19 protein-coding genes are annotated in these 25,062 nt (G+C 64.8%); 8 read left to right on the top strand and 11 right to left on the bottom strand.

Annotation, left to right across the window (positions count from 1 at the left end):
• Positions 1–108: 108 nt before the first annotated feature.
• On the bottom strand, positions 109–1,614 hold the full coding sequence (locus tag DVT68_RS11550; protein ID WP_114825192.1) for a carbohydrate porin: 1,506 nt from the start codon (positions 1,612–1,614) through the stop codon (positions 109–111).
• Positions 1,615–1,850: 236 nt separating this feature from the next.
• Between DVT68_RS11550 and acs the strand changes: the two genes are divergently transcribed.
• Positions 1,851–3,791 (top strand): acetate--CoA ligase, encoded by a 1,941-nt coding sequence (gene acs, locus DVT68_RS11545; protein WP_114825191.1) that lies wholly within the window; start codon positions 1,851–1,853, stop codon positions 3,789–3,791.
• 93 nt (positions 3,792–3,884) lie between these two features.
• Entirely contained in the window at positions 3,885–4,559 is a 675-nt protein-coding gene (locus DVT68_RS11540; protein WP_114825190.1) for a response regulator transcription factor, read from the top strand.
• A 79-nt stretch (positions 4,560–4,638) separates the two neighbouring features.
• Here the strand turns inward: DVT68_RS11540 and DVT68_RS11535 are convergent, their stop codons facing one another.
• A complete protein-coding gene (locus DVT68_RS11535; protein ID WP_199536029.1) occupies positions 4,639–8,106 on the bottom strand; it encodes a hybrid sensor histidine kinase/response regulator in 3,468 nt (1,155 codons plus the stop codon).
• A 113-nt stretch (positions 8,107–8,219) separates the two neighbouring features.
• Between DVT68_RS11535 and DVT68_RS11530 the strand changes: the two genes are divergently transcribed.
• Both DVT68_RS11530 and DVT68_RS11525 read left to right on the top strand, forming a co-directional pair.
• Positions 8,220–8,864 (top strand): 4'-phosphopantetheinyl transferase family protein, encoded by a 645-nt coding sequence (locus DVT68_RS11530; protein WP_114825189.1) that lies wholly within the window; start codon positions 8,220–8,222, stop codon positions 8,862–8,864.
• A 66-nt stretch (positions 8,865–8,930) separates the two neighbouring features.
• Positions 8,931–9,674 carry a pyridoxine 5'-phosphate synthase gene (locus tag DVT68_RS11525; RefSeq protein WP_114825188.1) on the top strand — a complete coding sequence of 248 codons (744 nt, stop codon included), beginning with the start codon at positions 8,931–8,933 and terminating at the stop codon, positions 9,672–9,674.
• Positions 9,675–9,909: 235 nt separating this feature from the next.
• Here the strand turns inward: DVT68_RS11525 and DVT68_RS11520 are convergent, their stop codons facing one another.
• The 9 genes from DVT68_RS11520 to dnaA form a co-directional block, all read right to left on the bottom strand.
• A complete protein-coding gene (locus tag DVT68_RS11520) occupies positions 9,910–10,326 on the bottom strand; it encodes an ExbD/TolR family protein (RefSeq protein WP_114825187.1) in 417 nt (138 codons plus the stop codon).
• A gap of 5 nt (positions 10,327–10,331) precedes the next feature.
• The gene (locus tag DVT68_RS11515; protein WP_114825186.1) at positions 10,332–10,745 is read right to left on the bottom strand and encodes an ExbD/TolR family protein; all 414 of its coding nucleotides are present in this window, start codon (positions 10,743–10,745) and stop codon (positions 10,332–10,334) included.
• An 11-nt stretch (positions 10,746–10,756) separates the two neighbouring features.
• Entirely contained in the window at positions 10,757–11,503 is a 747-nt protein-coding gene (locus tag DVT68_RS11510; RefSeq protein WP_074549498.1) for a MotA/TolQ/ExbB proton channel family protein, read from the bottom strand.
• Between the two features lie 49 nt (positions 11,504–11,552).
• Entirely contained in the window at positions 11,553–12,212 is a 660-nt protein-coding gene (locus DVT68_RS11505) for an energy transducer TonB (protein WP_114825185.1), read from the bottom strand.
• Positions 12,213–12,415: 203 nt separating this feature from the next.
• Positions 12,416–13,705, bottom strand: coding sequence for a tetratricopeptide repeat protein (locus DVT68_RS11500; protein ID WP_199536028.1), 1,290 nt, complete (start codon positions 13,703–13,705; stop codon positions 12,416–12,418).
• A 316-nt stretch (positions 13,706–14,021) separates the two neighbouring features.
• Positions 14,022–16,436, bottom strand: coding sequence for a DNA topoisomerase (ATP-hydrolyzing) subunit B (gyrB, locus tag DVT68_RS11495; protein WP_114825184.1), 2,415 nt, complete (start codon positions 16,434–16,436; stop codon positions 14,022–14,024).
• Positions 16,437–16,514: 78 nt separating this feature from the next.
• Positions 16,515–17,594 (bottom strand): DNA replication/repair protein RecF, encoded by a 1,080-nt coding sequence (recF, locus tag DVT68_RS11490; protein ID WP_114825183.1) that lies wholly within the window; start codon positions 17,592–17,594, stop codon positions 16,515–16,517.
• A 96-nt stretch (positions 17,595–17,690) separates the two neighbouring features.
• A complete protein-coding gene (gene dnaN, locus DVT68_RS11485; RefSeq protein ID WP_114825182.1) occupies positions 17,691–18,791 on the bottom strand; it encodes a DNA polymerase III subunit beta in 1,101 nt (366 codons plus the stop codon).
• Positions 18,792–19,040: 249 nt separating this feature from the next.
• Positions 19,041–20,396 carry a chromosomal replication initiator protein DnaA gene (dnaA, locus tag DVT68_RS11480; RefSeq protein WP_114825181.1) on the bottom strand — a complete coding sequence of 452 codons (1,356 nt, stop codon included), beginning with the start codon at positions 20,394–20,396 and terminating at the stop codon, positions 19,041–19,043.
• Positions 20,397–20,609: 213 nt separating this feature from the next.
• On the opposite strand from dnaA, the gene rpmH reads away from it, so the two are divergent.
• The 4 genes from rpmH to mnmE all read left to right on the top strand — a co-directional run bounded on the left by rpmH (position 20,610) and on the right by mnmE (position 24,983).
• Positions 20,610–20,747, top strand: coding sequence for a 50S ribosomal protein L34 (rpmH, locus tag DVT68_RS11475; protein WP_019464789.1), 138 nt, complete (start codon positions 20,610–20,612; stop codon positions 20,745–20,747).
• 14 nt (positions 20,748–20,761) lie between these two features.
• Positions 20,762–21,160, top strand: coding sequence for a ribonuclease P protein component (gene rnpA / locus DVT68_RS11470; RefSeq protein WP_114825180.1), 399 nt, complete (start codon positions 20,762–20,764; stop codon positions 21,158–21,160).
• Between the two features lie 58 nt (positions 21,161–21,218).
• Positions 21,219–22,919, top strand: a complete 1,701-nt coding sequence (gene yidC / locus DVT68_RS11465; RefSeq protein WP_114825179.1) for a membrane protein insertase YidC — start codon at positions 21,219–21,221, stop codon at positions 22,917–22,919.
• Between the two features lie 723 nt (positions 22,920–23,642).
• The gene (gene mnmE, locus DVT68_RS11460; RefSeq protein WP_114825178.1) at positions 23,643–24,983 is read left to right on the top strand and encodes a tRNA uridine-5-carboxymethylaminomethyl(34) synthesis GTPase MnmE; all 1,341 of its coding nucleotides are present in this window, start codon (positions 23,643–23,645) and stop codon (positions 24,981–24,983) included.
• The last annotated feature ends 79 nt before the right edge of the window (positions 24,984–25,062 follow it).

Below are 25,062 nucleotides of genomic sequence, written 5' to 3'. Positions count from 1 at the left end.
GGCCTTACGCCAACCGGTTGGGTGTGTTCACTCCCTCCATGTCGCCAAAGCCTGGATGGAGTGAACTACCCCGTGGCGGCAGCGCTTCCTGCGCCGCCGTCGTCGTGCTCAGAATCGATACAGACCGCTCAAGCTGAGCTGATTGCCGCTGGTGAACTGACGGTTGCCTTCCGAGCCGAGCTGCCAGCGCACCTTGTTGTACATGTACTCCACACCCAGCTCGTAGTTGCCCGAGGCGTACTGCACGCTGAGGGCGGAAAGGTTGCTGCGCAACAGGGCCTGGCCGGCCGTCGGGCTGGTGGTAGTCCAGCGAACCACGTCGTCGTTGTTCGGCCGGATCCCGGAGAAGAAGCCGTTGACGCTCCAGTTCGGGGTGAAGTTGTAACTCACCTGCACGAAGCCGCCCGACTCGTTGATATCGCCGAACTGGGACATCGCGCCAAAGATCTGGCCGATCGCCTTGCCGCCGTAGAGCAGACCCTTGAAGGTCCACGGTCCGGGCTTCCACTGCGCACCCAGCTCGTAGGCGACACTGTCGAGCGTGTCCTCCAGCGGCTTGGGATTGATGTCACCCACGCCGGCGAGCTTGATCTCCGAGTAGTGCGCCGCGAAGTAGGCCAGCCAGTCGCTGCCCTGTGCGCGGATGCGTGCCTCCACCTGCGGCCGGAAGTTGGCGGCGCCGGCATTGAGGTAATTGACGTTGGCCGTGCCGGCTGCGTTTTGCGGACCATTCCAGTTGCCGGTGAACACGCCCATATCCAGGCGCCACTGGATCCCATCCGAACCGTGGTTGAGATCCTGCATCCACACGGCGCCCGGGAAGCGCCAGCCGATGAAGCCAGTGCCGTAACCCAGCGGGAATGCGATGTGAGTCAGCGAGGTCGGGGTGTTGTCCAGCGGGAACATCAGGTCCCACTGCTGGCCGAGGCGGACGGTGCTGCCGCTGTTCGGATTGACAAGGTCCATGTAGGCCTGGCGCAGGCGCGGAATCGGCTGCTGCTGTGCATAGGCGCCGGTGCCGTTGTTGCCACCGAAGAAGTCCATCTCGATGCGGCCGCCACCGCCCCAGTTCTCGCTGAACTTGGCGCCGCTGAAGTCGAGCCAGAAGCGCGTGTTGCGCACGTCGAAACCGCTGAGCGCGCCGTTGTAGCCATTCTCCTTGTTGGCCGGCGTTTGCGGCGCGACCACCAGGGCATTCTGGCCGTTGCCATAGTTGACGAAGGTCTTGTCCTGGCCGAAGCCGGTGGCGCTGACAAAGCCATGCAAGGCCACGGTAAGGCCCTTCGCCGTGGTGAACTGCGGCTTTGGCGCCGCTTCCACCTTGGTCTGCGCGGCCTGCGCGGTGGTATTGGCCTGTTCGGCGGTGGCCTGAGCCGTCTGGGCCGTCTGACTGGCCTGGCTGGTGGCCGCCTTCTGTTCCTGGATCATGGCCTTCAGTTCGGCCAGTTCCTGCTCCAGCTGATTCACCCGCTTTTCGAGTTGCTGTTCGCGCGTGGTGGTCCTTGCCGTGCTCGCGGGAGCGCTTTGCGCGTGTGCACCCATGGGCAGGGCGAGCGCGCAGGCGATGCTGAGCGCTAGTAACCGGCTGCCGCGGGCGGTGATCGGTCGTGTCATGGCGTCCTCCCCAGGTCGATGACAGACCGAGCATGTCCATGCTGCAACGCCCGCGCCTATTACCCATTGGTCTAGCTTCGACCAAAGTCGAACGTGATCCTCGACCAAAGTCGAAAGCAACGTAAAACGTACCGATCACCGGCCAACCGCTACACTCGGTGAACGCCGCAGGCAGCGCTGCCCCGCGGCATTCCCCATGCATGAGGAGGCCGGCGATCCGGCCGCAGGAGCCCCAGATGACCAAGCTCTACCCCGTCAAGCCCGAGTTCGCCGCCAAAGCCCGCATCAGCAAGGACGACTATGAGCGGCTGTACGCCGAATCGGTGCGCGACCCGGATGGCTTCTGGGGCAAGGTGGGCGAGCGCCTGGACTGGACCAAGTCGCCGACCCGGATCAAGAACGTTTCCTACGATCCGAACAACCTGCACATCCGCTGGTACGAGGATGGCGAGCTGAATGTCTCGGCCAACTGCCTGGACCGTCACCTGGCCACGCGCGGTGACAAAACTGCGATCATCTTTGAAGGCGACGACCCCAACGAGTCGCGACACATTACTTATAAGGAACTGCACACCGAGGTGTGCAAGTTCGCCAACACGCTCAAGCACCTTGGCGTCGCCAAGGGCGACCGCGTGGCGATCTACCTGCCGATGATCCCCGAGGCGGCGGTGGCCATGCTGGCCTGCGCTCGCATCGGCGCGGTCCACTCGGTGGTGTTCGGCGGCTTCTCGCCCGACTCGCTGGCCGGCCGCATCGCCGACTCCACCGCCAAGGTGGTGGTGACGGCCGACGAAGGCGTGCGCGGCGGCAAGAAGATCCCGCTGAAGGTCAACGTGGACGCCGCCCTGGAGCGCCCCGGCACCAACAGCGTAGAAACCGTGATCGTGGTGCGCCGTACCGGCAGCGCCGTGCCGATGCAGTCGCCGCGCGACCGCTACTACCACACGCTGATGGACGGCCAGTCGGCCGATTGCCCGCCGACCCCGCTTGAGGCCGAGCATCCGCTCTTCATCCTTTACACCTCCGGTTCCACCGGCAAGCCCAAGGGCGTGCTGCACACCTCCGGCGGCTATCTGGTGTACACCAGCTACACGCACGAGCTGGTGTTCGACCTGCGTGAAGACGATGTGTATTGGTGCACCGCCGACGTGGGCTGGGTCACCGGCCACAGCTACGTGGTGTACGGCCCGCTCGCAAACGGCGCCACCACGGTGATGTTCGACGGCGTGCCGAATTACCCCGACACCAGCCGCTTCTGGAACGTGATCGACAAGCACCAGGTCACGCTGTTCTACACGGCGCCGACCGCCATCCGCGCGCTGATGCGCGAGGGCGAGGGCCCGGTGAAGAAGGCTTCGCGCGCGTCGCTGCGCCTGCTCGGTTCGGTGGGCGAGCCGATCAATCCGGAAGCCTGGGAGTGGTACTACCGCGTGGTCGGCGACGAACGTTGCCCGGTGGTGGACACGTGGTGGCAAACCGAGACCGGCGGCATCCTGATCACGCCATTGCCCGGCGCCATCGACGAAAAGCCGGGCTCGGCCACCAAGCCGTTCTTCGGCATCATCCCGGCCGTGGTCGATGCCGGCGGCACGGTGCTGCAAGGCGCGACCGAGGGCAACCTGGTGATCACCGATTCGTGGCCGGGCCAGATGCGCACGGTGTACGGCGACCACCAGCGCTTCATCGACACGTATTTCAGCGCCTATCCGGGCAACTACTTCACTGGCGACGGCGTGCGCCGCGACGAAGACGGTTACTACTGGATCACCGGCCGCGTCGACGACGTGATCAACGTCAGCGGCCACCGCATCGGCACCGCCGAAGTGGAGAGCGCGCTGGTGGCCCATCCGAAGGTTGCCGAGGCGGCCGTGGTCGGCGCGCCGCACGAGATCAAGGGCCAGGGCATCTATGCTTTCGTCACGCTGATCGCTGGTGAACAGGGCAGCGACGAACTGCGCAAGGAGCTGGTGGCCTGGGTGCGCAAGGAAATCGGCCCCATCGCCACGCCGGATTTCCTGCAGTGGGCGCCGGGGCTGCCGAAGACGCGCTCGGGAAAGATCATGCGCCGCATCCTGCGCAAGATCGGCGAGAACCAGCCTGACCAGCTAGGCGACATCTCCACCCTGGCCGACCCGGGCGTGGTGAAGAACCTGGTGGACGAGCGACTCATCAAATAACCAAGGAGTGAGTGAAGAGGAGTGAGAAAACAGAGACGGCTCGATTGACGCTCTTCTCTCACTACTCACTTCTCTTCACTATTTTCTGCCCTCATGCCCGACGTACTGATTGCCGACGACCATCCGCTTTTCCGCGACGCGTTGCAGCGCGCGGTGCTGGCCGCCGTGCCCTTCGCCAGCGTGCACTGCGCGGAAAACGTCGACCGCCTGCTTAGCCTGATCGAGCAGTACCCCGACGCCGAACTGCTGCTGCTGGACCTGCATATGCCCGGCGCACGCGGCTATTCCGCGCTGGCGCATATTCGCGGCCAATTTCCCGGCCTGCCGACGATCGTGGTGTCGGGACACGAGAATGTCGCCGTGGCGCGTCGCGCGCTCGCGCACGGCGCTTCCGCCTATATCCCGAAATCCACGCCCGGTGAGGAGATCATCACCGCGATCCGCAAGGTGCTCGACGGCGACGTGTGGCTGCCGCACCAGCTCGTGGGTGGCGGCATGGAGCTCAAGCCTGACGAGGCCGCAGTGGCCGACCGCATCGCCACGCTCACTCCACAGCAGTTCCGCGTGCTCACCATGATCGCCGAGGGACTGCTCAACAAGCAGATCGCCTATGACCTCGGCGTCTCCGAAGCCACGGTGAAGGCGCACATGACCGCGATCATGCGCAAGCTGGGTGTGAACAACCGCACCCAGGTGGCGCTCGCCGCCAGCCACCTGGCCATCGACCAGGAAGCGATGCCGTCGTTGCCTGATGACGAGGAAGGCTGAAGAACAGGAGTGAGTGAAGAGGAGTGAGAAGCGAGAGGCCTTCTCTCACCGCTCAATCCTCTTGAGTGTTTTTATCGCCTCACGCCGGGGTCTGCCTTCGCACCAAGGCGCTGAGCAGCGCGCGCAGCGCCGCCGGCCGCACCGGTTTGTGCAGCAGCGGGTATCCGAGGGTGCGCGCACGCTGCTTCAGTTCGCTGCTTCCATCGGCGGTAATCATCGCCACCGGCGGCAGCTCGTCCACCACACCACGCAGCTGTTGCAGCGCCTGTAGGCCGTCCATGTCGTCGTTGAGGTGGTAGTCGGCGAGGATCAGGTCGATGCGTCCGCGCAACAATTCCTGCTGGGCCTGCGTCACGTCGAGCGCCGTGCGGCAATCCACGCCCCAACGCTGCAGCAGGGCGCGCATGCCGTCGAGGATCGAAGGATCGTTGTCCAGGCAAAGCACGGTGAGCGGCAACCGTTCGTGCGACACCGTGTGCGCCACGGTGCGGCGGCGCGGCGCCGGCGTCTCCGCGCGCGGCACACGCACCGCGAAGCGGCTGCCCCGGCCTTCGCGCGACTCCAGTTCCAGGCGGTGGTCGAGGATGCCGGCGATGCGCTCACAGATCGACAGGCCCAGGCCCAGTCCCTTCTCGCCCCATGGCGATGGCCGATCGAGACGCTGGAATTCGCCGAAGATGCGCGCGCGCTGTTCCGGCGGGATGCCAGGCCCGGTATCCCATACTTCGATGCGCACTTCGTGACCCAGGCGCCGTGCGCCAAGCAGGACAGCACCGCTGCGGGTGTAACGCAGTGCATTGGAGATGAAATTCTGCAGCACGCGGCGCAATAGCTGCGGATCGCTGCGCACGGCCAGTCGTGTCGGCGCCACGCGCAGGTTCAGTCCACGCTGTTCGGCAACCACGGCAAACTGTGCCTTGAGCGAATCGAACAGGTCGGCCAGCGCGACATTGCTGATATCGGCTCGATAGCTGCCGGCATCGAGGCGCGAGGTGTCCAGCAATGCGTCGAGCAAGTCTTCCGCGGCGCGGAACGAAGCATCGATGCGTTCGGCCAGCTGGCTGGCCTCGGCATCCAGCCCGGGATGCTGGCGCAGCGCGGACGTGAACAGGCGCGCGGCATTCAGGGGTTGCAGCAGGTCATGGCTGGCCGCAGCGAGGAAGCGCGTCTTGGAAGCATTGGCCATCTCTGCTTCGCGTCGCGCATGCGCGGTGGCGTTGAGCGCCTCACTCAGCTCCGCCGTGCGCTGGTCGACGCGTTGCTCGAGGTTCTCGTTTGCCTCAATCAGCGCCTGCTCGGCGTGCTTGTACGCGGTGACATCCGTATAGGTGGTGACGTAACCGCCGCCCGGCAGGGCGCGTCCACGCATCTCGATCACGGTGCCGTCGGGGCGGATGCGCTGGAACAGGTGCGGCGAGCCCGCGCGCATGTGGCCAATGCGCTTGGCCACGTGGGCCTCGACTTCACCCGGACCGCATTCGCGGTGCTCGGCATTCCAGCGGATCAGGTCCGCCACCGGCACGCCGACATAGACCATGCCGTCGGGATAGTCGAACAGTTCCAGATAGCGGCGGTTCCATGCCACCAGTCGCATGTGCGCATCCACCACGCTGATGCCCTGCGACACGTTTTCCAGCGTCGTGGACAGCAGCTCGCGGTTGAAGCGCAGCTCTTGCGAGGCTTCGTCCATCAGCGCCATCGCCTCGGCGATATCCAGGCCCGAGCCGGACAAGGCGCCCATCAGGATGCGCCGCGCGCTTGCTGCGCCCACGGCGGAAGCGAGCAGGCGTTCGGTGTACTGGATCAGCGCGCGGTCGGCGGCCTCACCCGGCTGCAACGGCTTGCCGCGACGCTCAGCGTAGTCGTCGAACGCGCGTTGGCTGGTGCGCTCTCCAACGATGCGCTCGGCGATCGTGCGCAGGTCGGCCACGGCCACGCGGCCACGCCAGTCACCCGCGCCACGGTTGTCGATGGCATACGGGTCAATGAACATCGCGGCATGCAGGCGCTCCTCGAGGCTCGGCCGGAAACGCAGCGATACGAAGATCAGGCAGGCCACGTTGAACAGCAGGGACCAGAAGGTGCCATGCATCACCGGGTCCCAACCGCTGAGAAGGAACAGCGCCTGTGGACGCAGCCAGCCGAGACCTGCCGGTCCGGTGTCCAGCCACGGCGCCGAGCGCCACATCGCAGGCAGGAGCAGGGTGTACACCCACACCGCGAAGCCTGCCGCCAAGCCCACCGACACGCCGCGACGACTAGCGCTGCGCCAGTACAGCGCCGCCACGATGCCCGGAGCGAACTGCGCCACCGCGGCGAAAGCCAGCAGGCCGGTGGCCGCCAGGTTGGTGTTGTCGGCGACCACGCGATAATAGACATAAGCCATCGCGGACAGCGCGATGATGGCGATGCGACGGACCAGCAACACCAACTGGGAGAGGTCCGTGCGCTGCTCGAGCTTGAAGCGGTGGATGCGCAACAGCATCGGCATGACCAGGTCGTTGCTGATCATGGTCGACAACGCCACCGACGCGACGATCACCATGCCGGTGGCGGCGGAGAAGCCGCCAAGGAAGGCGAGCAACGCCATCCCGCGGTCGCCGTAGGCCATCGGCAGCGTCAGCACCCAGGCGTCCTGGTTGCCCATGCGTACCTGCGGCAGGTGAAGTCCCGCCGCCACGATCGGCAACACCACCACGCAGACGATCGCCATGTAGGCCGGAAACAGCCAGCGGGCGCTACGCAGATCCCGCGGATCCTCACACTCCACCACGCCGATCTGGAATTGCCGCGGCAGGCAGAACATCGCGCAGAAGGCGAGCAACGTCTGCGCCAGGAAACCCGGCGACACTCCTTGCGTCGCCTGCTGCATGGGCAGCTGCAAGGTGGCATGCAGGCCCGGGCCACGCCATAGCGCGTACGCCGCCAGCCCCACGAACACCATCAGCTTGATCAGGGATTCCACGGCGATGGCCAGCATCATGCCGTGGTGGTGCTCGGTGGCGTCGATGGTGCGCGTGCCAAACAAGATCGCGAAGGTCGCGAGCAGGATGGCGCACCACAACGCGCTGTCGCCGAACTGCGCCGCACCCGGCGCGCCAAAGCCGCCGAGCACCGCATACGACATGGACACCGCCTTGAACTGCAGCGCGAGGTAAGGCACCACCGCAATCACCGCGATGATGGCGACCAGCGCGGCGAGTCCGTGCGACTTGCCGAAGCGCGCCCCGATGAAGTCGGCGATCGACGTGATGTTGCGGTGGCGCGCCACTAGCACCAGGCGGCGCATCAGGCCATAGCCGAATACAAACAGAAGGATCGGGCCTAGGTAGATCGGCAGATAGGCAAGGCCTTCGCGCGCGGCGGTGCCAACGGCGCCGTAGAACGTCCACGAGGAGCAGTAAACGGCCAGCGCCAGGCTGTACACCAACGGGCGCAGGCGCGGCTGACGCGGGTACAACGGCCGCCGATCTCCAGCGTAGGCGACCACGAACAGCAGGCCTACGTAGAGCAGCGAAACCAGCAGCAACAGCCAACCGGCGATCAAGCGGATACTCCGTGGCGAGTGCGTCCCTGCGATGGACCGCGGCCAGGCGACGCGAGAGGGGCAGGCGTCCGCCCGGCTTGTAACTCACGCCGCACACCCGGCACCATGGACGGATGATGACGACAGACGGCCAGACGCCACGGAAAGTAGCAGAGCGGCTGGGCGATGACGAGATACACGTGTGGCGGCTCGGCTATGACCACCACGAGGGTCGGGCGCCGCTGCTGGCCATGCTGGCCATCTACCTCGGCGTGCCGGTGCACACGGTGCGGCTCGAGGAAGCCGCCCATGGCCGTCCCTTGCTGGCCCCGGAACATGGCGAGGCGTTCGCGTTCAACTGGTCGCACAGCAGCGACCAGGCGGTGATCGCCATCGCCCGCGGCGTGGTTCCCGGCATCGACCTGGAACGGGTTCGTCCGCACCCCCGAGCCCTTGCCATCGCCCGGCGCTATTTCAGCCCGGACGAGACGCAGGCGCTCGAGCAGCTGCCCGATGGACAGCGCGACCGCGCCTTCCTCGAGATCTGGACCGCCAAGGAGGCCGTGCTCAAGGCCCTGGGACGCGGCATTGCCTTCGGTCTCGATCGCCTGAGCATTAGCGGCTCAGGCGACCTTCCGGTGCTTGGCCGGCTGGACGGGCACCAGGCCAGCCAGTGGCAACTGCACCGGCTCGTGCTGGACGAAGCCCATGTCGGCTCGCTGGCCTGGCACGGCGAGCCCCGTCGCATCCGGCAGTGGACACTTGCCGACGGCAGGTGATCGGCGCACTGTGTGCAGCCCGCCGCCGCGGCCAGCGCCGCCCCGTTCGCGAGACACGCCGCCTCCATGACCCTGCTCAGCGTCAACCTCAACAAGATCGCCGTGCTGCGCAATTCGCGCGGCGGCGCCGAACCAGACATCATCCGCGCGGCGCACACCTGCATCGATGCCGGCTGCGGTGGCATCACCGTGCACCCGCGGCCCGACCAGCGGCACGTGCGACCGGACGACGTGCGCGCGTTGGCGGCGGCGCTGCGTGGCCGTGTGGAATACAACATCGAAGGCAACCCGTTCGCTGCTGCGCGCGGCAGTTATCCCGGCCTGATCGAGCTTGCCCGCGAGGTGCGCCCGACCCAGGTCACCCTGGTGCCTGACAGCGATGGCCAGATCACGTCCGACCACGGCTTCGACCTCGAGCGCGACATCGACGTGTTGCGGCCGATCGTTGCTCAGTTGCGCGATATCGGTTGCCGCGTCAGCCTGTTCGTCGATGCCGGCGCCACCGGTCTTGAGGCCGCCGTCGGCATCGGCGTGCAGCGCATCGAGATCTATACAGGTCCCTACGCGCATGCCTTCGCCGAAGGCAACGTGCAGGAGGAACTGGAGCGCTGCGCGGACACCGCGCGTCGCGCACAGCACGCCGGCCTCGCGGTGAATGCGGGACACGACCTCAGCCAGGCCAATCTCGGCACGTTCAAAGCGGCCATACCTGGCTTGGCCGAGGTATCGATCGGCCACGCGCTGATCGGCGAGGCCCTGTACGACGGGATGGCCACGACCGTGCACCGTTACCTGCAGATTCTGCGCTGAGCGTCATTCATCGCGCTGCGATGAAGTGATGGTCGCGCACAGGGTCTGCTCCTGCGTGGTCAACGTGCGCTTGTAGATGCGCACCGTACGCGCAATCAAGCGTGTCAAGGCATTCGCCCAATGCATATGTTTGGCCGTCTAAACGTCCAGACGTCCGTCATGCCGATCGCCCAAAAAAGAACCCCCGCACTAGGCGGGGGTTCAAAGGGTAGTGTTACTGCGATTCCTCGCGGAATCACTGACCTTCAGTGAAGCCGATCTTGGTCAGACCGAAGCTCTTCGCATCGGCCAGCACACGGGCGACGTGCTCGTAAGCGACGCCATCGTCCGCGGCAATCTGCACTTCCGGCTGCTTCGCCGGATCGCCCAGACCACCAATCACCGCCAGCTGTGCCTTCAGGCCCAGCTCGTCCACCGGGGTATCGTTCCAGTACAGCGCGCCGGACTGGTCGATCTTGAGGCGGACTGGTTCCGGCGGATTCTCCGGCTGGACCACGTTCGGGTTCGGCTGCGGCAGGTCGATCTTCACTTTGTGGGTAAGCATCGGGGCCGTGATCATGAAGATGATCAGGAGCACCAGCATCACGTCGACGAGCGGCGTGACGTTGATGTCGGCCATCGGGCCCTTACCACTTCCAGAACTGAATGCCATGACTCTTACTCCTTGCCGGTCGTAATGAAACCGACATGGACCATGCCTTGTTCCTTGGCGCTGGCCAGGATCTTCTTCACGACCTTGTATTCCGTGGTCTTGTCCGCGCGGATCTGCAGCTCCGGCTGCGGCGTCTTGGACGCCGCAACCGCAAACTGCGCCTTCAGCTCACCCTCAGTGACTTCGACGTCATTGAGGTACATCGTGCCATCCGGCTTCACGGCCAAGTCCATCGGCTCAACCTGCTCCGTGTCCGCAACCTTCGGGTTAGCGGTCGGCAGCACCACCGTGATTCGATGGGACATCAGCGGCGCGGTAATCATGAAGATGATCAGCAGCACCAGCATCACGTCGACGAGCGGCGTGACGTTGATTTCCGACATCGGACCGCCGGAACTGTCTCCAGTGCTCATCGCCATGGGTCAATCCCTCACTTGCCTTCGACGCGAGCGCCGGTCGCGAAGAAGTCGTGCAGGTCGTGCGCGAACTCGTCGAACTGAGCGTAGGTCAGGCGATTCGAACGGTTGAAGAAGTTGTAGGCAAGCACGGCCGGGATAGCGGTGAACAGACCGAAGGCGGTCATGATCAGAGCTTCACCCACCGGACCGGCCACCGCTTCCATCGAAGCATTGCCCGACGCGGAGATCTTGATCAGCGCGTGGTAGATGCCCCACACGGTACCAAGCAGACCGATGAACGGAGCCGACGAACCGACCGTGGCGAGCAGGGTCAGGCCGCCTTCCAGACGCAGGCTCTCGCGAGCGACGGCCTGGCGCAGGGCGCGGTCGATGAACTCGGAGCGGCTGAGCGACTCGGCGAGGCGACCACCGCCGGCCGAAGCCTGCTGGTGGTGAGCGACGGCCGAAGCGGCGTCGAGGGCGATCTTCGAGAACGGTTCGCCCTTGGGCTGAGCTTCCAGCTCACGGATGGCGTCCTGGGTCGAGCCATTCGACCAGAAACCGTTGATGACCTTGTCGGCGCGGCCGCGAACCATGGAGTTGCGGATCGCGTTGGCGACGATGAAGTACCAGGAGGAGAAGGACATCACCACCAGCACCACGAACACGATCCAGCCAAGGAAATCGAAGTTGTGGATGAGGTGGTCGAAGCCCATCGACTTCATGGCTTCGGCGTTGGTGGTACCGCCCGCGGGGGCCGGAGAAGTTTGCAGGAACATAACGCTACCCTTGGAAAGTCAAGCGTGAACTAATTGACCGTAACCGGAGTTACAGCTGATTGAGATTGAAGTTGATCGGAACGCGGACATAACCTTCCGTCTTTTGTCCATTCCGGATATTCGGATTGAAGCGCCACTTGCGCGCCGTTTCAATCGCGGCCTGGTCCAGCTCGCGGAAACCGCTGGACGATTCCACCTTGATGTCCTTAGGCGTTCCGTCGACACCCACCAGGATCATCAGCGTGACCGTGCCCTCGTGACGCTGGCGAATCGCCTGCGGCGGATACTTGGGCTGAATACGGCTGTTGTAGCTGATGTCCTGACTGGCGGTGATGTCAGCAGGCGCTGCCGGAGGAGCAGGCGGAGCCGGCGGCGGCGCGGGGATAGCGTTGGTGGACGCTTCCTCGACAGCCGGGGGCGGAGCCGGCGGCGGCGGTGTCGGCGGCGGCTTGACCTGCTGGATGATCTTCGGCGGCGGCTGCTTCGGGGGTTCCGGCGGCGGCGGCGGCGGTGGCGGCGGCGGCGGCGGCGGTTCGATGAAGTTCACCTGTACGGTGCGCTCCTTCTCCTTCTGCACCTGCTTGGGTGGTGCCATTGGCGCCACCAGCAACAGGAACGCGAACGCATGCAGCGCGATGGCAACAGCCAGCGCCCAGGTACGCCTCCAATTAAACGGCCCTTGGCCGGTTGCTTCGTTACTTGAGGCCATCTGTCACTATCTGGAGCTAATCAATCGGTGAGTCGTGGTCACAGCACCTGGTGGCAATATCGATCCAATAAACGGGATGACATTTGCCACTGGACGCGAACACGGAAAGGTTTCAACGGTACAACAGCACATGGCATTTGTATAGCACCCGTGAGGCGGCGATATGGACGTCTATCCGCCTCTCGGTTGTTACACGCAACGCCTTACTTGCTCGCTCCCTGAGCCTTCAGCCAAGCGTTTGCCTTGGCGGAGGTTTCGGGGTCCTGCGCGGCCTTCTCCATGGCTGCAATCGTGCCCGGCTTGTCCTTCAGGCCACGATTCGCTTCGGCCAGCAACATGTAAGCAGTGCCCTTGTGCTGCACGCCCTTGTCGATGCCCTGTTGGATGAGGCCCTTGGCCTCGCTGAACTTGCCGTCCTGGATCAGCAGCTGACCGGCGCGGATGTTCGCTTCGCCGTCCTTCGCCAGCGGGATCGCCTTCTTATAGGCCGCCAGCGCGCCCGCCACATTGTCGGACATGTAGTTGGCGGTGCCGAGCAGCTGGAAGTTTTCAGCGGTCGGCGTCACGACGCCCTTGTCGATGCCTTCCTGCAGCACGGCAACCGCCTTGGTCGCCGGACCCTTCTGGTCACCGCTGTTCTGGCCGCTGACCAGATAGAGCTTGGTCAGGTTGACGTAGTCCTTCTCGGTCTTGAGCTGGCCGGCGGCGCGAGCCTTCTCCATCAGCGCGATCGCTTCCGGATACTTCTGGGCCTGCATCAGCACGGCGACCGCGTTGTTCAGCGCGTTCGGATCGTTCGGGTTGGCGGCGAGCTGCTGCTGGGCCACCTGGGCAGCCTGGTCGCCCTGGCCCGACTCCGAGTAGCTGGCCATCAGGATCTGGTTCCAGCTGTCTTCCGGCTTGTCGGTCATCGACTGCGCCTTCTTGATGGCGGCAATCGCTTCCGGGTACTTCTCGAGGCGGTAGTAGGCGTTGCCTTCCAGTGCGTACGAGGCAGCGGTTTCCTTCTTGCCCTCGGCGCGCCACTTCTCGACCGTGTCGATCGCCAGCTGGTACTGCTCATCGGCCAGGTAGAACTGGGCCAGCATGTATTGGAGCTGGAAGTAGGTGTCGTTCGGCATGACGCCGATGTCGAGCGAACGCTTGAGCAGGTCGATGGCGCCCTTCACGTCGCCGTCGTTGTAGTGCAGGTTGGCCAGCGCCTGCAGAGCCAGCGCCTGGGCGTACTTGCTCTTGCTGCCGTCCACGATCGGCTGGAGGAGCTGGATCGCCTTGTCCTTCTCCTGCGCATTGGCGGCATCAAGACCTTCGTTGAGGGCCTTCTGATCCTTGTCGCTGGTCAGGTCCAGCTTCGGTTCCTTGCGGGTGGCATTCGGATACAGCGCTTCCTTCTTATCTTTGGAAGTGCTGTCGCCCGCGATGACCGGGGTGCTCACCACGGCCAGGGCCAGCGCCGTACCAGCGAGCATCTTGATCAGGGGAACACGCTTCATGGCAGTCCTCAGGTTTAGGGGTTTCACGCGCCGATGACGCGGGGGATCGCTGAGCGTAACCTGACTAGGAGCCAGATAACAAGTCGCAGTGCCACAACAAAGATTGTTAAGAATCAATAAGTTGAACCATACGCAGACGACTGGACATGATTTACAAGCGCCAGCGCCATGCCACCCGTGACTTTTTGCCCTGGAAAACGCAGGTTTCCCGTTGTGGTCGTCGCGCACTAACGTGCTAATACGCTAGCACGATCGAGCGAAAGTGGGGTGGGTGTGACGGCCGTCGCAGGACGACCGCCAACCCCTGCGCACTGGTTCAGATGTCCAGGTTCGCCACCTTCAGCGCGTTTGCCTCGATGAAGTCGCGGCGCGGTTCGACCGCCTCACCCATCAGCATGGAGAACATCTGGTCCGCGGCGAAAGCGTCCTCGATGCCCACCTGGAGCATGCGGCGGGTTTCCGGGTTCACCGTGGTCTCCCACAGCTGCTCCGGATTCATTTCGCCCAGGCCCTTGAAGCGCTGGATCATGCGGCCCTTCTTGCCCTCTTCCAGCAGCCAGTGGCGCGCCTCGGCGAAGCTCTGCACGCCGCGCGAACCGTTGCCGCGGCGAACCACGGCTTCGGCCTGGACCAGGCCGGCCAGCTGTTGGCTGGCCTGCAGGATCGGACGGAACTCGCTGCCGGCGAAGAACGGCTGCGGCAGCAGCCAGGTATGGCTGAGGCCGTGCTGGTCCTTCACCACTTCGATCGCGGCGGGCTGCTCGTCGACCGCCGGGCGCAGCGCCAGGCGGTAGCGGGGCTTGCCAAGGCCCGAGGCGGCCAGGCGCTTTTCCACGCCGGCGAGCCAGGTCTGCATGGCGGCGGTGTCGCTCCACAACGGGGCTTCCAGCGGTGCGTGCTCGAGCATCGCGGTGAGCACGCTGGCGTCGAAGCGATGGCCCAGACGTTCGATCTGGTCCAGGGCGGACTGGTAGTCGCGCAGCAGCTTCTCCAGCGCCTCGCCGGTGATGGCAGGCGCATCGCCGCTGTAGCTGAGGCCGGCGCCGTCCACGGCGGTCGAGACGAGGTAGGCGTTCAGCGCCGCATCGTCCTTCAGGTACATCTCGTTCTTGCCCTGCTTGATCTTGTACAGCGGCGGCAGGCCGATGTAGACGTGGCCGCGCTCGATCAGCTCGGGCATCTGGCGGTAGAAGAAGGTCAGCAGCAGGGTGCGGATGTGCGAGCCGTCCACGTCCGCGTCGGTCATGATGACGATGCGGTGGTAGCGCAGCTTGTCCGGGTTGTATTCCTCCTTGCCGATGCCGGTGCCCAGCGCCGTGATCAGCGTGCCGACTTCGGCGGAGGACAGCATCTTGTCGAAGCGCGCCTTCTCCACGTTGAGGATCTTGCCCTTCAGCGGGAGCACGGCCTGCGTCTTGCGGTTGCGGCCCTGCTTGGCCGAGCCGCCTGCGGAGTCACCCTCGACCAGGAACAGTTCGCACAGCGCCGGATCCTTCTCCTGGCAGTCAGCCAGCTTGCCCGGCAGGCCGGCGATGTCCAGCGCGCCCTTGCGGCGGGTCATCTCGCGGGCCTTGCGGGCCGCCTCGCGGGCACGCGCGGCGTCCACCACCTTGGAGGCGATGGCCTTGGCTTCGTTCGGGTGCTCCAGCAGGAACTCGCCCAGCTTCTCGTTGACGGCCTGCTCCACCGCGGTCTTCACCTCGGAGGAAACCAGCTTGTCCTTGGTCTGCGAGGAGAACTTCGGATCGGGCACCTTCACCGACAACACCGCGATCAAGCCTTCGCGCATGTCGTCGCCCGACAGCGCCACCTTGGCGTTCTTGGCCAGGCCTTCCTTCTCGATGTAACCCTGCAGCGAGCGCGTCAGCGCCGCGCGGAAGCCGGTGAGATGGGTGCCGCCGTCACGCTGCGGGATGTTGTTGGTGAAGCAATACATCGTCTCCTGGTAGGCGTCCGTCCACTGCATCGCCAGCTCGACCGAGATGCCGTCCTGCATCGCGCTCAGGCTGATCACGTTGGGGTGCAACGCGGTCTTGAGCTGCGCCAGGTGCTGCACGAACGACTTGATGCCGCCCTCGTAGGCAAAGCGGTCGCTGCGCCCTTCCCCGCGTTCGTCCTTCAGGTCGATGGTGACGCCGGAGTTGAGGAACGCCAGCTCACGCAGGCGCTTGGCCAGGATGTCGTAATGGAATTCGATGTTGGAGAAGGTGTCCGTGCTCGGCAGGAAGCGCACGGTAGTGCCGCGCTTGTTGGCCGGACCGACTTCCTTCACCGGGTACTTCGGCTCGCCAAGCGAGTATTCCTGCTGGTATTCCTTGCCTTCGCGGTAGATGGTCAGCCACAGGTGCGAGCTGAGCGCATTCACCACCGACACGCCCACGCCGTGCAGGCCGCCTGACACCTTGTAGGAATTGGCGTCGAACTTGCCGCCGGCATGGAGCACGGTCATCACCACCTCGGCGGTGGAGCGGCCCTCTTCCGGATGTATGTCGACCGGGATGCCACGGCCGTTGTCTGACACGCTGACCGAGCCATCCTCGAGGATGGTGACCGTGACATGGTCACAGTAGCCGGCCAGGGCTTCGTCGATGGAGTTGTCGACGACTTCGAACACCATGTGGTGAAGGCCGGTGCCGTCATCGGTGTCGCCGATGTACATGCCCGGGCGCTTGCGCACCGCTTCCAGGCCCTTCAGTACCTTGATGTTGCTCGAATCGTAGGATGCGTTCATTCGTCGACCGTTTCCTGGGCGCCCATTTCCACCCGGTTTGGCGCCGTGAAAGGCCGGGCGGAATACACAATTCGTTGATTATAGCAGGGGGTTGAGACGACCTTGTTCCACGTGGAACACCTGCGTGGAGTCGCCCTGCAAGGCGTCAGGCACCTCCGTCCCGGTCACCAGCACCTGGGCCCCCACCGCTCTCAGTTGGGCGACCACTGCGGCCTGGTGGGCCTTGTCGAGCTCGGAAGCCAGGTCGTCCAGACAGACCACCGGCCACTCCCCCCGCCTCTCGGCGTAAAGGGACGCCTGGGCCAGCACGCAGGCCAGCGCGGTGAGCTTCTCTTGCCCGCGGGACAGATGCTCACGAAGCGGCGCGTGCTCGAAGGCAATCGACCAATCCGCCCGATGCGAACCCTGGGTGGTGTGCCCACGGGCGAGGTCCCTCCCCCGTTGCAAGGCGAGCACCTCAGCCAGTTCAGCGCCATCAGCCCAGCCTCGTCGGTAACGCAGCTCCACCAAACCCAGCTCCGGCAATAGCGCCGCCATGCTTCCAGCTAAATAGGGGCGCAAGGCTCCCAGATAAAGTTCGCGCTGTTGGTCAATCAGGGCCGCAGCGGAGGCCAGTTCAGCCTCCCAAGGCAGGAACTGGGCGTCAGGGGCTGGCGTTGCCGCCCGCAACAGGCTATTTCGCTGTTTCAGCGCTCGTTGATACCGACGCCATGCCAGCATGAAGCCATGTTCCACGTGGAACACGCCCCAATCCAGATAACGACGCCGCTCTTCAGCCCCGCCGGCTATCAGGGCATGCGAGCCGGGTTCGAAACACACCACGGCGCATTCCCCTACAAGTTCGCTCAAGGAAGCAGGCGCCCCGTCGATCCTGGCTTCCCAACGGCTTCCCTGACGCCCCAGCCCAATGCGGTGGGCTTGCCCATCCGCGTGTCGTAGCTCGGCGAATACCGACAGTCCGTCAGCCCCTCGCTGGAGCAAGGCCTCCTTGGCCCCGCTGCGAAAGGAACGGGCGTGGGACAAAAGGAAGGCGGCTTCCAGCAAGCTGGTCTTGCCGGCGCCGTTGGCCCCGGCAAACACCGTCACGCCCGGCTCCAGGGCCACATCGACCTCGGCCAGACACCGCAGGCCACGAATGCGCAGACTCTCCAGCCACATCTCAGCGGCTTCCCAACGCAAGAACGCCGGGGTGTCTTGCGACGACCCCGGCGTTTCTTGGCGGCTTGCCCGGTTTCGGCAATCGCGTGTCAGACATCAGAGGCGCAGCGGCATGATCACGTGGCGGGCCTGGTCACTGTCGTCTTCCTGCACCAGACAGCTGGACTGTGCATCCCGCAGGTTGAGGCGGGCACGTTCGCCGCGCAGGGCGCCCAGCGCGTCGAGCAGGTAGCCCACGTTGAAGCCCACGGCCAGATCCGACACCACCGTCTCGGCTTCCAGCTCTTCCACGGCCTCTTCCTGTTCCGGGTTGTGCGCCACGATGCGCAGCTTGCCCGGCGAGAGTTCCAGCTTCACGCCGCGGTACTTCTCGTTGGACAGGATCGCAGCGCGCTGCAGGGCGCCACGAAGCACTTCGCGATCCAGCGTGGCGGACTTGTCGGCGCCGAGCGGGATCACCGCCTCGTAATCCGGGAAGCGGCCGTCGATCAACTTGGAGGTGAACACCACGTCGCCACGGCGAACTCGCAGGTGATTGCGCCCGAATTCTAGCTCAACCTGCCCTTCGCCGGTCTCGAACAACCCAACCAGCTCGTTGACGCCCTTGCGCGGAATGATGATCTGCCGGCGCGCGGCCACCTTGCTGTCCAGCTTGGTTTCCTTGAGCGCCAGGCGATGGCCGTCGGTAGCCACGCAACGCAGCGTGTGCTCCTGCAGGTCCAGCAGCATGCCGTTCAAGTAGTAGCGCACGTCTTGGTTGGCCATGGCGAACGCGGTGCGGTCCATCAGGTCGCGCAGCACTTCTTCCGGCAGCGTGACCCGCTCAACCAGCTCTATTTCATCGATGGTCGGGAACTCGGTGGCCGGCAGCGTGGCGAGCGTGAAGCGGCTGCGTCCGGCATTGAGCGCCACGCGGTCGCCGTTGAGCTTCAGCTCGATCTGGGCGCCATCAGGCAGCGCACGCACGATGTCGAACAGCTTGCGGGCGGGAATGGTGATTTCACCGTCCGCCAGCTTGTCGGCGCCGGTGGTGGCGACCATTTCGACTTCCAAGTCGGTGCCGGTCATGGACACTTTGCCGTCGGCGACCTTCACCAGCAGGTTGGCGAGCACCGGCAGCGTCTGGCGTCGTTCAACCACGCCGACGACCTGCTGAAGCGGCTTAAGCAGAGCTTCTCGTTGAATGCTGAATTGCATATATGCGCTTCCCCAATCCTGCTTTTCTGTTTTTAAAAGAAGTTCTGTGGTGGTGGTAGGCGGCGTGGATAACTTTTAAAACCGAAAATAACCTTCAAAATCAATTGATTGGGCCATTTTCAGCTTGTGTCCCCAGGAGCTCGATGACTGTGGGCCAGATGTGGATAACTTTGCCGGCCATTTCGTCCACCTATTATCCACAGCTTGCCACAGTACTTTTCAAGCACTTAGTACACAGCCGACACTGGTTTAACCGGTGAGGATGCGGATCAGCTGTTCCCAATCCTGGCGCATCCGCGTGTCGGTCTCGCAAAGCTTCTTGATGGTGCGGCAGGCATGCAGCACCGTCGTGTGGTCGCGACCACCGAACGCCTCGCCGATTTCCGGCAGGCTGTGCTCGGTGAGCTCCTTGGACAACGCCATGGCGATCTGGCGCGGGCGCGCCAGCGAACGCACGCGGCGCTTGGACAACAGGTCCTGCAGGCGCACCTGGTAGTAGTCGGCCACCGTCTTCTGGATGTTCGGCACGGTCACTGCCTGGGCGTGCGTGGCCAGCAGGTCGCGCAGCGTCTCCTCGGCGAAATCGATGGTGATCGGCTTGCCGTAGAAGTTGGCGCGCGCCGCCAGCGTATTCAGCGCGCCCTCCAGGTCGCGCACGTTGGAGCGGATGCGCTTGGCCAGCAGCATCGCCACGTTCTCCCCCACCGCCACGCCCTTGTCGTGCGCCTTGGACAACAGGATCGCCGCGCGCGTCTCGAAGTCCGGCGGCTCGATCGCCACCGACAGGCCCCAGCCCAGTCGCGACTTCAGGCGCGGCTCGAGCTTGTCCACTTCCTTCGGGTAGCGGTCGCAGGTCAGGATGATCTGCTGCTTGGACTCGAACAGCGCATTGAAGGTGTGGAAAAACTCTTCCTGCGTGGTGTCCTTGCCGGCGAAGAACTGGATGTCGTCGATCAGCAGCGCGTCCACCGAGCGGAAGCGGCGCTTGAACTCGTCCATGCTCTTGGTGCGCAGCGCCTCGATCATCGAGCCGACGAACTGCTCCGAACGCAGGTACAGCACCTTGAAGTCCGGATTGCGCTCGCGCATCAGGTTGCCGGTGGCGTGCATCAGGTGGGTTTTGCCCAGGCCGGTGCCGCCATACAGCAGCAGCGGGTTGTAGGCACGGCCCGGGTTCATCGCCACTTGCATGGCGGCCGCCTTGCCCAACTGGTTCGACTTGCCCTCGACGAAGGTCTCGAAGGTGTAGTGCGGGTCCAGGTTGTGGGTATACACCGGCGCCGGCGCTTCGGCGGGCGCAGGCGCAGCCTTGGGCGCCGCTACCGGGGCGGGCGCGGCCGGCTTGCCGCTCGGCGTGGCGCGCGGGGAGCTGGAGCCCACCTCCAGCCGCACCGTCAGGTCATGGCCGGTCAGCTGGCTGATCACCGTTTCGATGCGCGCCAGGTAGCGCTCGCGCACCGTGTCCAGGGTGTACGGATTGGGCGCAAACAACTGCAGGCCATGGGTGTCGTCGCGTGCCTGCAACGGCATCAGCCAGGTGTGCAGGTCTTCGGCGTTTAATTCGCCCTCGAGACGCTCGAGACAGCGCCGCCACAGGTCACTCATGGGAAATCTTCAACCACTGGAAGGAGCGCTTTCGCGCGGGGTGGACCGGCAAGTCTAACAGCACGAACCCCTCCAGTCGGCATGGATATCCACATGGATATCCACAGGAAGTAAACAGCCCTTTGTCAAGCCAGATCAGCCCCCATTTGACAGGGACCGAAAAGGCCCGGCATAATTTCCAACCTTTTTATCACTTTAACTTCGGACAGAGCCATGTCGAAGCGTACCTTCCAACCCAGCAAGCTCAAGCGCGCCCGTACCCACGGCTTCCGCGCCCGCATGGCGACCGCCGATGGCCGCAAGATCCTGAACGCCCGTCGCGCGAAGGGCCGCAAGCGCCTCATCCCGTAAGCGGCGCGCCCATCATGCGTGCCGCCGGCCTGCCGCGCGAGGCGCGGCTTCGTCGCGCCGGTGACTTCGCTGCTCTGCGTCATGCCAGCGGCCGCTTCGGCGGCCGCTGTTTTTCTGTGCGCTATCGTCCGAACGGGCTGGATCACCCCCGCATGGGGCTGGCCATTTCCAAGCGCGTGTCGAAGCGCGCGGTGGATCGCAACCGCATCAAGCGCCTGGTGCGCGAATCCTTTCGGCGCCATCGCCTTGAGCTTCCGCCCGTCGACCTCATGGTGATGGCGCGCGAGCAGGCGGTCGGCTTGCCGGGCCCGGAGCTACTCGCCGAACTGGACGTGCTGTGGAAGAAGCTGCGCTCCGTGAGGTCAGACGCCACATTGAAGCCCGGCGATGCGGCCGGCACAATCGTGCGTTGACCTTTATCCACCCTCTTCCGCGGCCCGGCGTCGCGGCATCCACCGGATCTGCTCCGCGATGAATCAAACGCGTACGTTCCTCCTCTTCGCCCTGGTGGCCGTGGCCTACCTGCTGTTCAGCGCCTGGGACAAGGATTACGGCCGGCATCCGCCGGTAGTCGCCGCGTCGTCCGGTGCAGCGACCCCGGCTGCCGCCGACGGCAGCGTGCCGGGCGCCACTGCCGCCGCCCCTGCGCCTGCCGTGCAGCCCGGCGCGGTCAGCGAAGTGTCCGCGCAACTGGTCACCATCACCACTGACGTGCTGCGGCTGACCGTGGATACCCGCGGCGGCTCCGTGGTGCGTTCGGAATTGCTGGACTTCTCGTCCGTGCCGCGCACCCGGCAGCAACCGGAACCGCCGCCGGTGCGCCTGCTCGATGACGACAGTGCACAGTTCTTCGTGGCGCAGAGCGGGCTGGTCAGCAATCAGGGCGAAGCCCCGGACCATCGCGCGGTGTTCCAGGCTGCGCAGACCACCTATGCGCTGGCCCAGGGCCAGGATGAGCTGAAGGTCGACCTCACCTGGCAGGATGCAGCCGGCCTGAAGGTCACCAAGACCTTCGCGCTCAAGCGCGGCAGCTACGTGGTCGGCGTCCAGCAGAAGATCGAGAACGGCGGCAGCGCGGCCTGGCAGGGCAATGCCTATCGCCAGCTGCAGCGCGTCGCGCCGGTACAGCAGAGGACCTGGTGGCAGAACTTCAGCGACCCGTCCTCGCGCAGCTTCAATGGCGCCGCCTGGTTCAGCCCGGAAGACAAGCTCTCCACTCTGCCGTTCGCAGATTTCGCCAAGAAGCCGCTGAACCACACCATCACTGGCGGCTGGGCTTCCATGCTGCAGCACTACTTCTTCGTGGCGTGGATCCCGGAGGCGCAGGAACCCAGCACCTTCAGTACCGGCGTGATCAATCCGGACACCGCTCAGCCCGTGTACCTGATCCGCGCGATGGGTCCGTCGCTGACCGTGGCGCCGGGCCAGAGCCTGGTGACCGCCGCGCGCCTGTACATCGGCCCGAAGGCGCAGGGCACGCTGGATACCATCGCCCCTGGCCTGGACCTGACCTCCAACTACGGCTGGCTGACCGTGGTGGCGCAGCCGCTGCACTGGCTGTTGTCGCAGCTGCACGCGATCAGCGGCAACTGGGGCGTGGCCATCATCCTGCTGGTGATCCTGCTGAAGGGCGCGCTGTGGAAGCTGACTGCCGCGCAGTTCCGCTCCGGCGCCAAGATGCGCAAGCTGCAGCCGCGCGTGAACGCTCTGAAGGAGCGTTACGGCGACGACAAGATGAAGATGCAGCAGGCCATGATGGAGCTGTACAAGAAGGAGAAGGTCAACCCGATGTCGGGCTGCCTGCCGGTGCTGGTCACCATGCCGGTGTTCTTCGGCCTGTACCGCGTGCTGATGGAGAGCGTCGAGCTGCGCCATGCGCCGTTCTTCGGCTGGATCCACGATCTGTCCGCGCCCGATCCGCTCTTCGTGCTGCCGGTGCTCTACATCCTGGTGATGATGGCCACCCAGTGGCTGTCGCCGTCGGCCGCGGGCATGGACCCGGCGCAGCAGAAGATGATGAAGGTGATGCCGGTGGTGTTCGGCTTCATGTTCCTGTTCTTCCCGGCGGGCCTGGTGCTGTACTGGGTCATCAACGGCCTGATCAGCCTGGCCCAGCAGTGGCTGATCACGCGCAGCGTGGATCGCGCGGATGAGAAGGCCACGGCGGCCTGAGTGGCTGCATCATTTTTCGGGAAAAAAGGCCGCTGACGCGGCCTTTTTTCTTCTCTCCAACACCGCATGCCATTGCTCGACATCCCTGCGAAGGCGGGATGAAGCGCGTAGAGCGCACTAAGGGTGCCGCTGATTGCGGCATCGTTCCCTCACGCTTTCCTACCCGTCATCCCAGCGAAGGCTGGGATCCAGTGACTTTGGCTCTTCGCTCCGTGGTCGCCGATTGGGCCAGGGTGCCGCCTACGCGGCGGGCGTTTCGATCGCCTGCCGGCGCTCGAGTCACTTTTCTTTGCTGGCCCAAAGAAAAGTAACCCAAAGAAATGGCCTTAAAGGCCTCGTAGCGATTTGTGGAATTCAAGCACTGAGAACTGGCGCCAGCCGGATACGTTTGCGTGCTACCTCAAGGACAGCGGCTACCCCGCAACGCGCCGAAGCGGAGAGGGGGCGCAGCACTGCGCGGCATACAAGCGCTGATGACTGCGGCAAGCCGAATTCGTTGCGTGTTACCTCACGGACAGCGGCTACACCGCGGGGCGTCGTCGTACTGAGGACTTAAAATCACCTGCCGCGCACTCCACGCTTTGATCCCTCTCCCCTCACGGGAGAGGGCCGCGGCATTGCTATCTTTACGGTGGCATTGCCACCTTCACGGTGATGAGGGTCGGTGTTCGCGACAAGCTCGCCTGTCTCCTTAGAACCTCGGCTACCCGGCATAATTTGCCCATGACCAGCAACGACACCATCGCCGCCATCGCCAGCGCACCCGGGGCCGCCGGTGTGGGCGTGCTGCGCGTATCGGGTCCGGCCGTGCCCGGCATCGCTTGCGAATTGCTGGGTCGCGATCCCGAGCCGCGTCGTGCGCACTTCAGCGCCTTCCGCGAGCGCGATGGCGAGCTGATTGATCGTGGATTGCTGCTGTACTTCCCGGCGCCTGCGTCCTACACCGGCGAGCACGTGCTGGAGCTGCAGGGGCATGGCAGCCCGGTGCTGCTGGACACTCTGCTGCGCCGCGTCTGCGCGATGGGGGCGCGGCTGGCGCGTCCCGGCGAATTCACCGAGCGCGCGTTTCTCAACGGCAAGCTCGATCTGGCGCAGGCGGAGGCGGTGGCCGACCTGATCGCCGCCCGTTCGCAGGCTGGCGCGCGCGCGGCCTTGCGTTCGATGGAGGGCGTGTTTTCGCGCAAGGTGCACGGGCTGCTGCAGGCGTTGATCGCGCTGCGCGTGCATATCGAGGCGGCCATCGATTTTCCCGAGGAGGAGATCGACTTCCTCGCCGATCCGCTCATCCAGCACCAGCTCGACGCGTTGGGCGTGCAATTGTCCGATCTCTTGCGCGAAGCACAGCGTGGCATGCGTCTTAACGACGGCGTGCGCGTGGCGATCATTGGACGTCCAAACGCCGGCAAATCCAGCCTGCTGAATGCGCTGTCGGGCAGCGACCGCGCCATCGTCACCGACATCGCCGGCACCACGCGCGATGTGCTGCGGGAGCACGTGAGTCTGGATGGCATCTCGCTGGAACTGGCCGATACCGCTGGCCTGCGCGAGACCGATGACCCGGTGGAACAGGAAGGTGTGCGTCGCGCCCACGGTGAACTGGTCCGTGCCGACGTGGCGCTGCTGGTTACCGACGCGCTGCATGCGGAACACGATCTCGCCCTGCTCGCCGATCTGCCTGCGAGCGTCGAGCGCCTGGTGCTGGTCAACAAGATCGACCTCGACCAGGCCGGTGCGCGCTACGAGGAACGCGCCAACGCGATCTGGGTATGGGCGTCCGCGAGGACGGGCGAAGGACTCGATGCCTTGCGCGAGCACCTCAAGCAACTGGCTGGCGCCGGCAGCGGCGAAGGCGCCTTCAGCGCCCGTCGCCGTCACGTGCTGGCGCTGGAGCAGGTCGCCGTGCACCTCGATCACGCGGATCACGTGCTGCGCGCCACACGGGCCGGCGAACTGGCCGCCGAAGCACTGCGCCAGGCCCAGCAGGCGCTGGGCGAGATCACGGGGACCTACACCAGCGATGACCTGCTCGGGGCGATTTTCAGCTCGTTCTGCATCGGCAAGTAACCAGCCGTCTTCTTGAATTTCATGGCGTTACGCCATGCTCTGCTGACGAGTGTGACGGCTTGGCGCTAACATGCTGAGT

This window comes from Dyella solisilvae, assembly GCF_003351225.1.
In the GTDB taxonomy this organism is placed as follows: domain Bacteria; phylum Pseudomonadota; class Gammaproteobacteria; order Xanthomonadales; family Rhodanobacteraceae; genus Dyella; species Dyella solisilvae.
Note: the sequence above shows the minus strand (reverse complement) of the source record. Positions and strands in the feature narration are given on the sequence as shown.

Excerpts from the sequence above, each read along its gene's own strand:
- DVT68_RS11550 (WP_114825192.1), bottom strand. The coding sequence starts at position 1,614 with ATGACACGACCGATCACCGCCCGCGGCAGCCGGTTACTAGCGCTCAGC.
- acs (WP_114825191.1), top strand. The coding sequence starts at position 1,851 with ATGACCAAGCTCTACCCCGTCAAGCCCGAGTTCGCCGCCAAAGCCCGC.
- DVT68_RS11540 (WP_114825190.1), top strand. The coding sequence starts at position 3,885 with ATGCCCGACGTACTGATTGCCGACGACCATCCGCTTTTCCGCGACGCG.
- DVT68_RS11530 (WP_114825189.1), top strand. The coding sequence starts at position 8,220 with ATGATGACGACAGACGGCCAGACGCCACGGAAAGTAGCAGAGCGGCTG.
- DVT68_RS11525 (WP_114825188.1), top strand. The coding sequence starts at position 8,931 with ATGACCCTGCTCAGCGTCAACCTCAACAAGATCGCCGTGCTGCGCAAT.
- DVT68_RS11520 (WP_114825187.1), bottom strand. The coding sequence starts at position 10,326 with ATGGCATTCAGTTCTGGAAGTGGTAAGGGCCCGATGGCCGACATCAAC.
- DVT68_RS11515 (WP_114825186.1), bottom strand. The coding sequence starts at position 10,745 with ATGGCGATGAGCACTGGAGACAGTTCCGGCGGTCCGATGTCGGAAATC.
- DVT68_RS11510 (WP_074549498.1), bottom strand. The coding sequence starts at position 11,503 with ATGTTCCTGCAAACTTCTCCGGCCCCCGCGGGCGGTACCACCAACGCC.
- DVT68_RS11505 (WP_114825185.1), bottom strand. The coding sequence starts at position 12,212 with ATGGCCTCAAGTAACGAAGCAACCGGCCAAGGGCCGTTTAATTGGAGG.
- DVT68_RS11500 (WP_199536028.1), bottom strand. The coding sequence starts at position 13,705 with ATGAAGCGTGTTCCCCTGATCAAGATGCTCGCTGGTACGGCGCTGGCC.
- gyrB (WP_114825184.1), bottom strand. The coding sequence starts at position 16,436 with ATGAACGCATCCTACGATTCGAGCAACATCAAGGTACTGAAGGGCCTG.
- recF (WP_114825183.1), bottom strand. The coding sequence starts at position 17,594 with ATGTGGCTGGAGAGTCTGCGCATTCGTGGCCTGCGGTGTCTGGCCGAG.
- dnaN (WP_114825182.1), bottom strand. The coding sequence starts at position 18,791 with ATGCAATTCAGCATTCAACGAGAAGCTCTGCTTAAGCCGCTTCAGCAG.
- dnaA (WP_114825181.1), bottom strand. The coding sequence starts at position 20,396 with ATGAGTGACCTGTGGCGGCGCTGTCTCGAGCGTCTCGAGGGCGAATTA.
- rpmH (WP_019464789.1), top strand. The coding sequence starts at position 20,610 with ATGTCGAAGCGTACCTTCCAACCCAGCAAGCTCAAGCGCGCCCGTACC.
- rnpA (WP_114825180.1), top strand. The coding sequence starts at position 20,762 with ATGCGTGCCGCCGGCCTGCCGCGCGAGGCGCGGCTTCGTCGCGCCGGT.
- yidC (WP_114825179.1), top strand. The coding sequence starts at position 21,219 with ATGAATCAAACGCGTACGTTCCTCCTCTTCGCCCTGGTGGCCGTGGCC.
- mnmE (WP_114825178.1), top strand. The coding sequence starts at position 23,643 with ATGACCAGCAACGACACCATCGCCGCCATCGCCAGCGCACCCGGGGCC.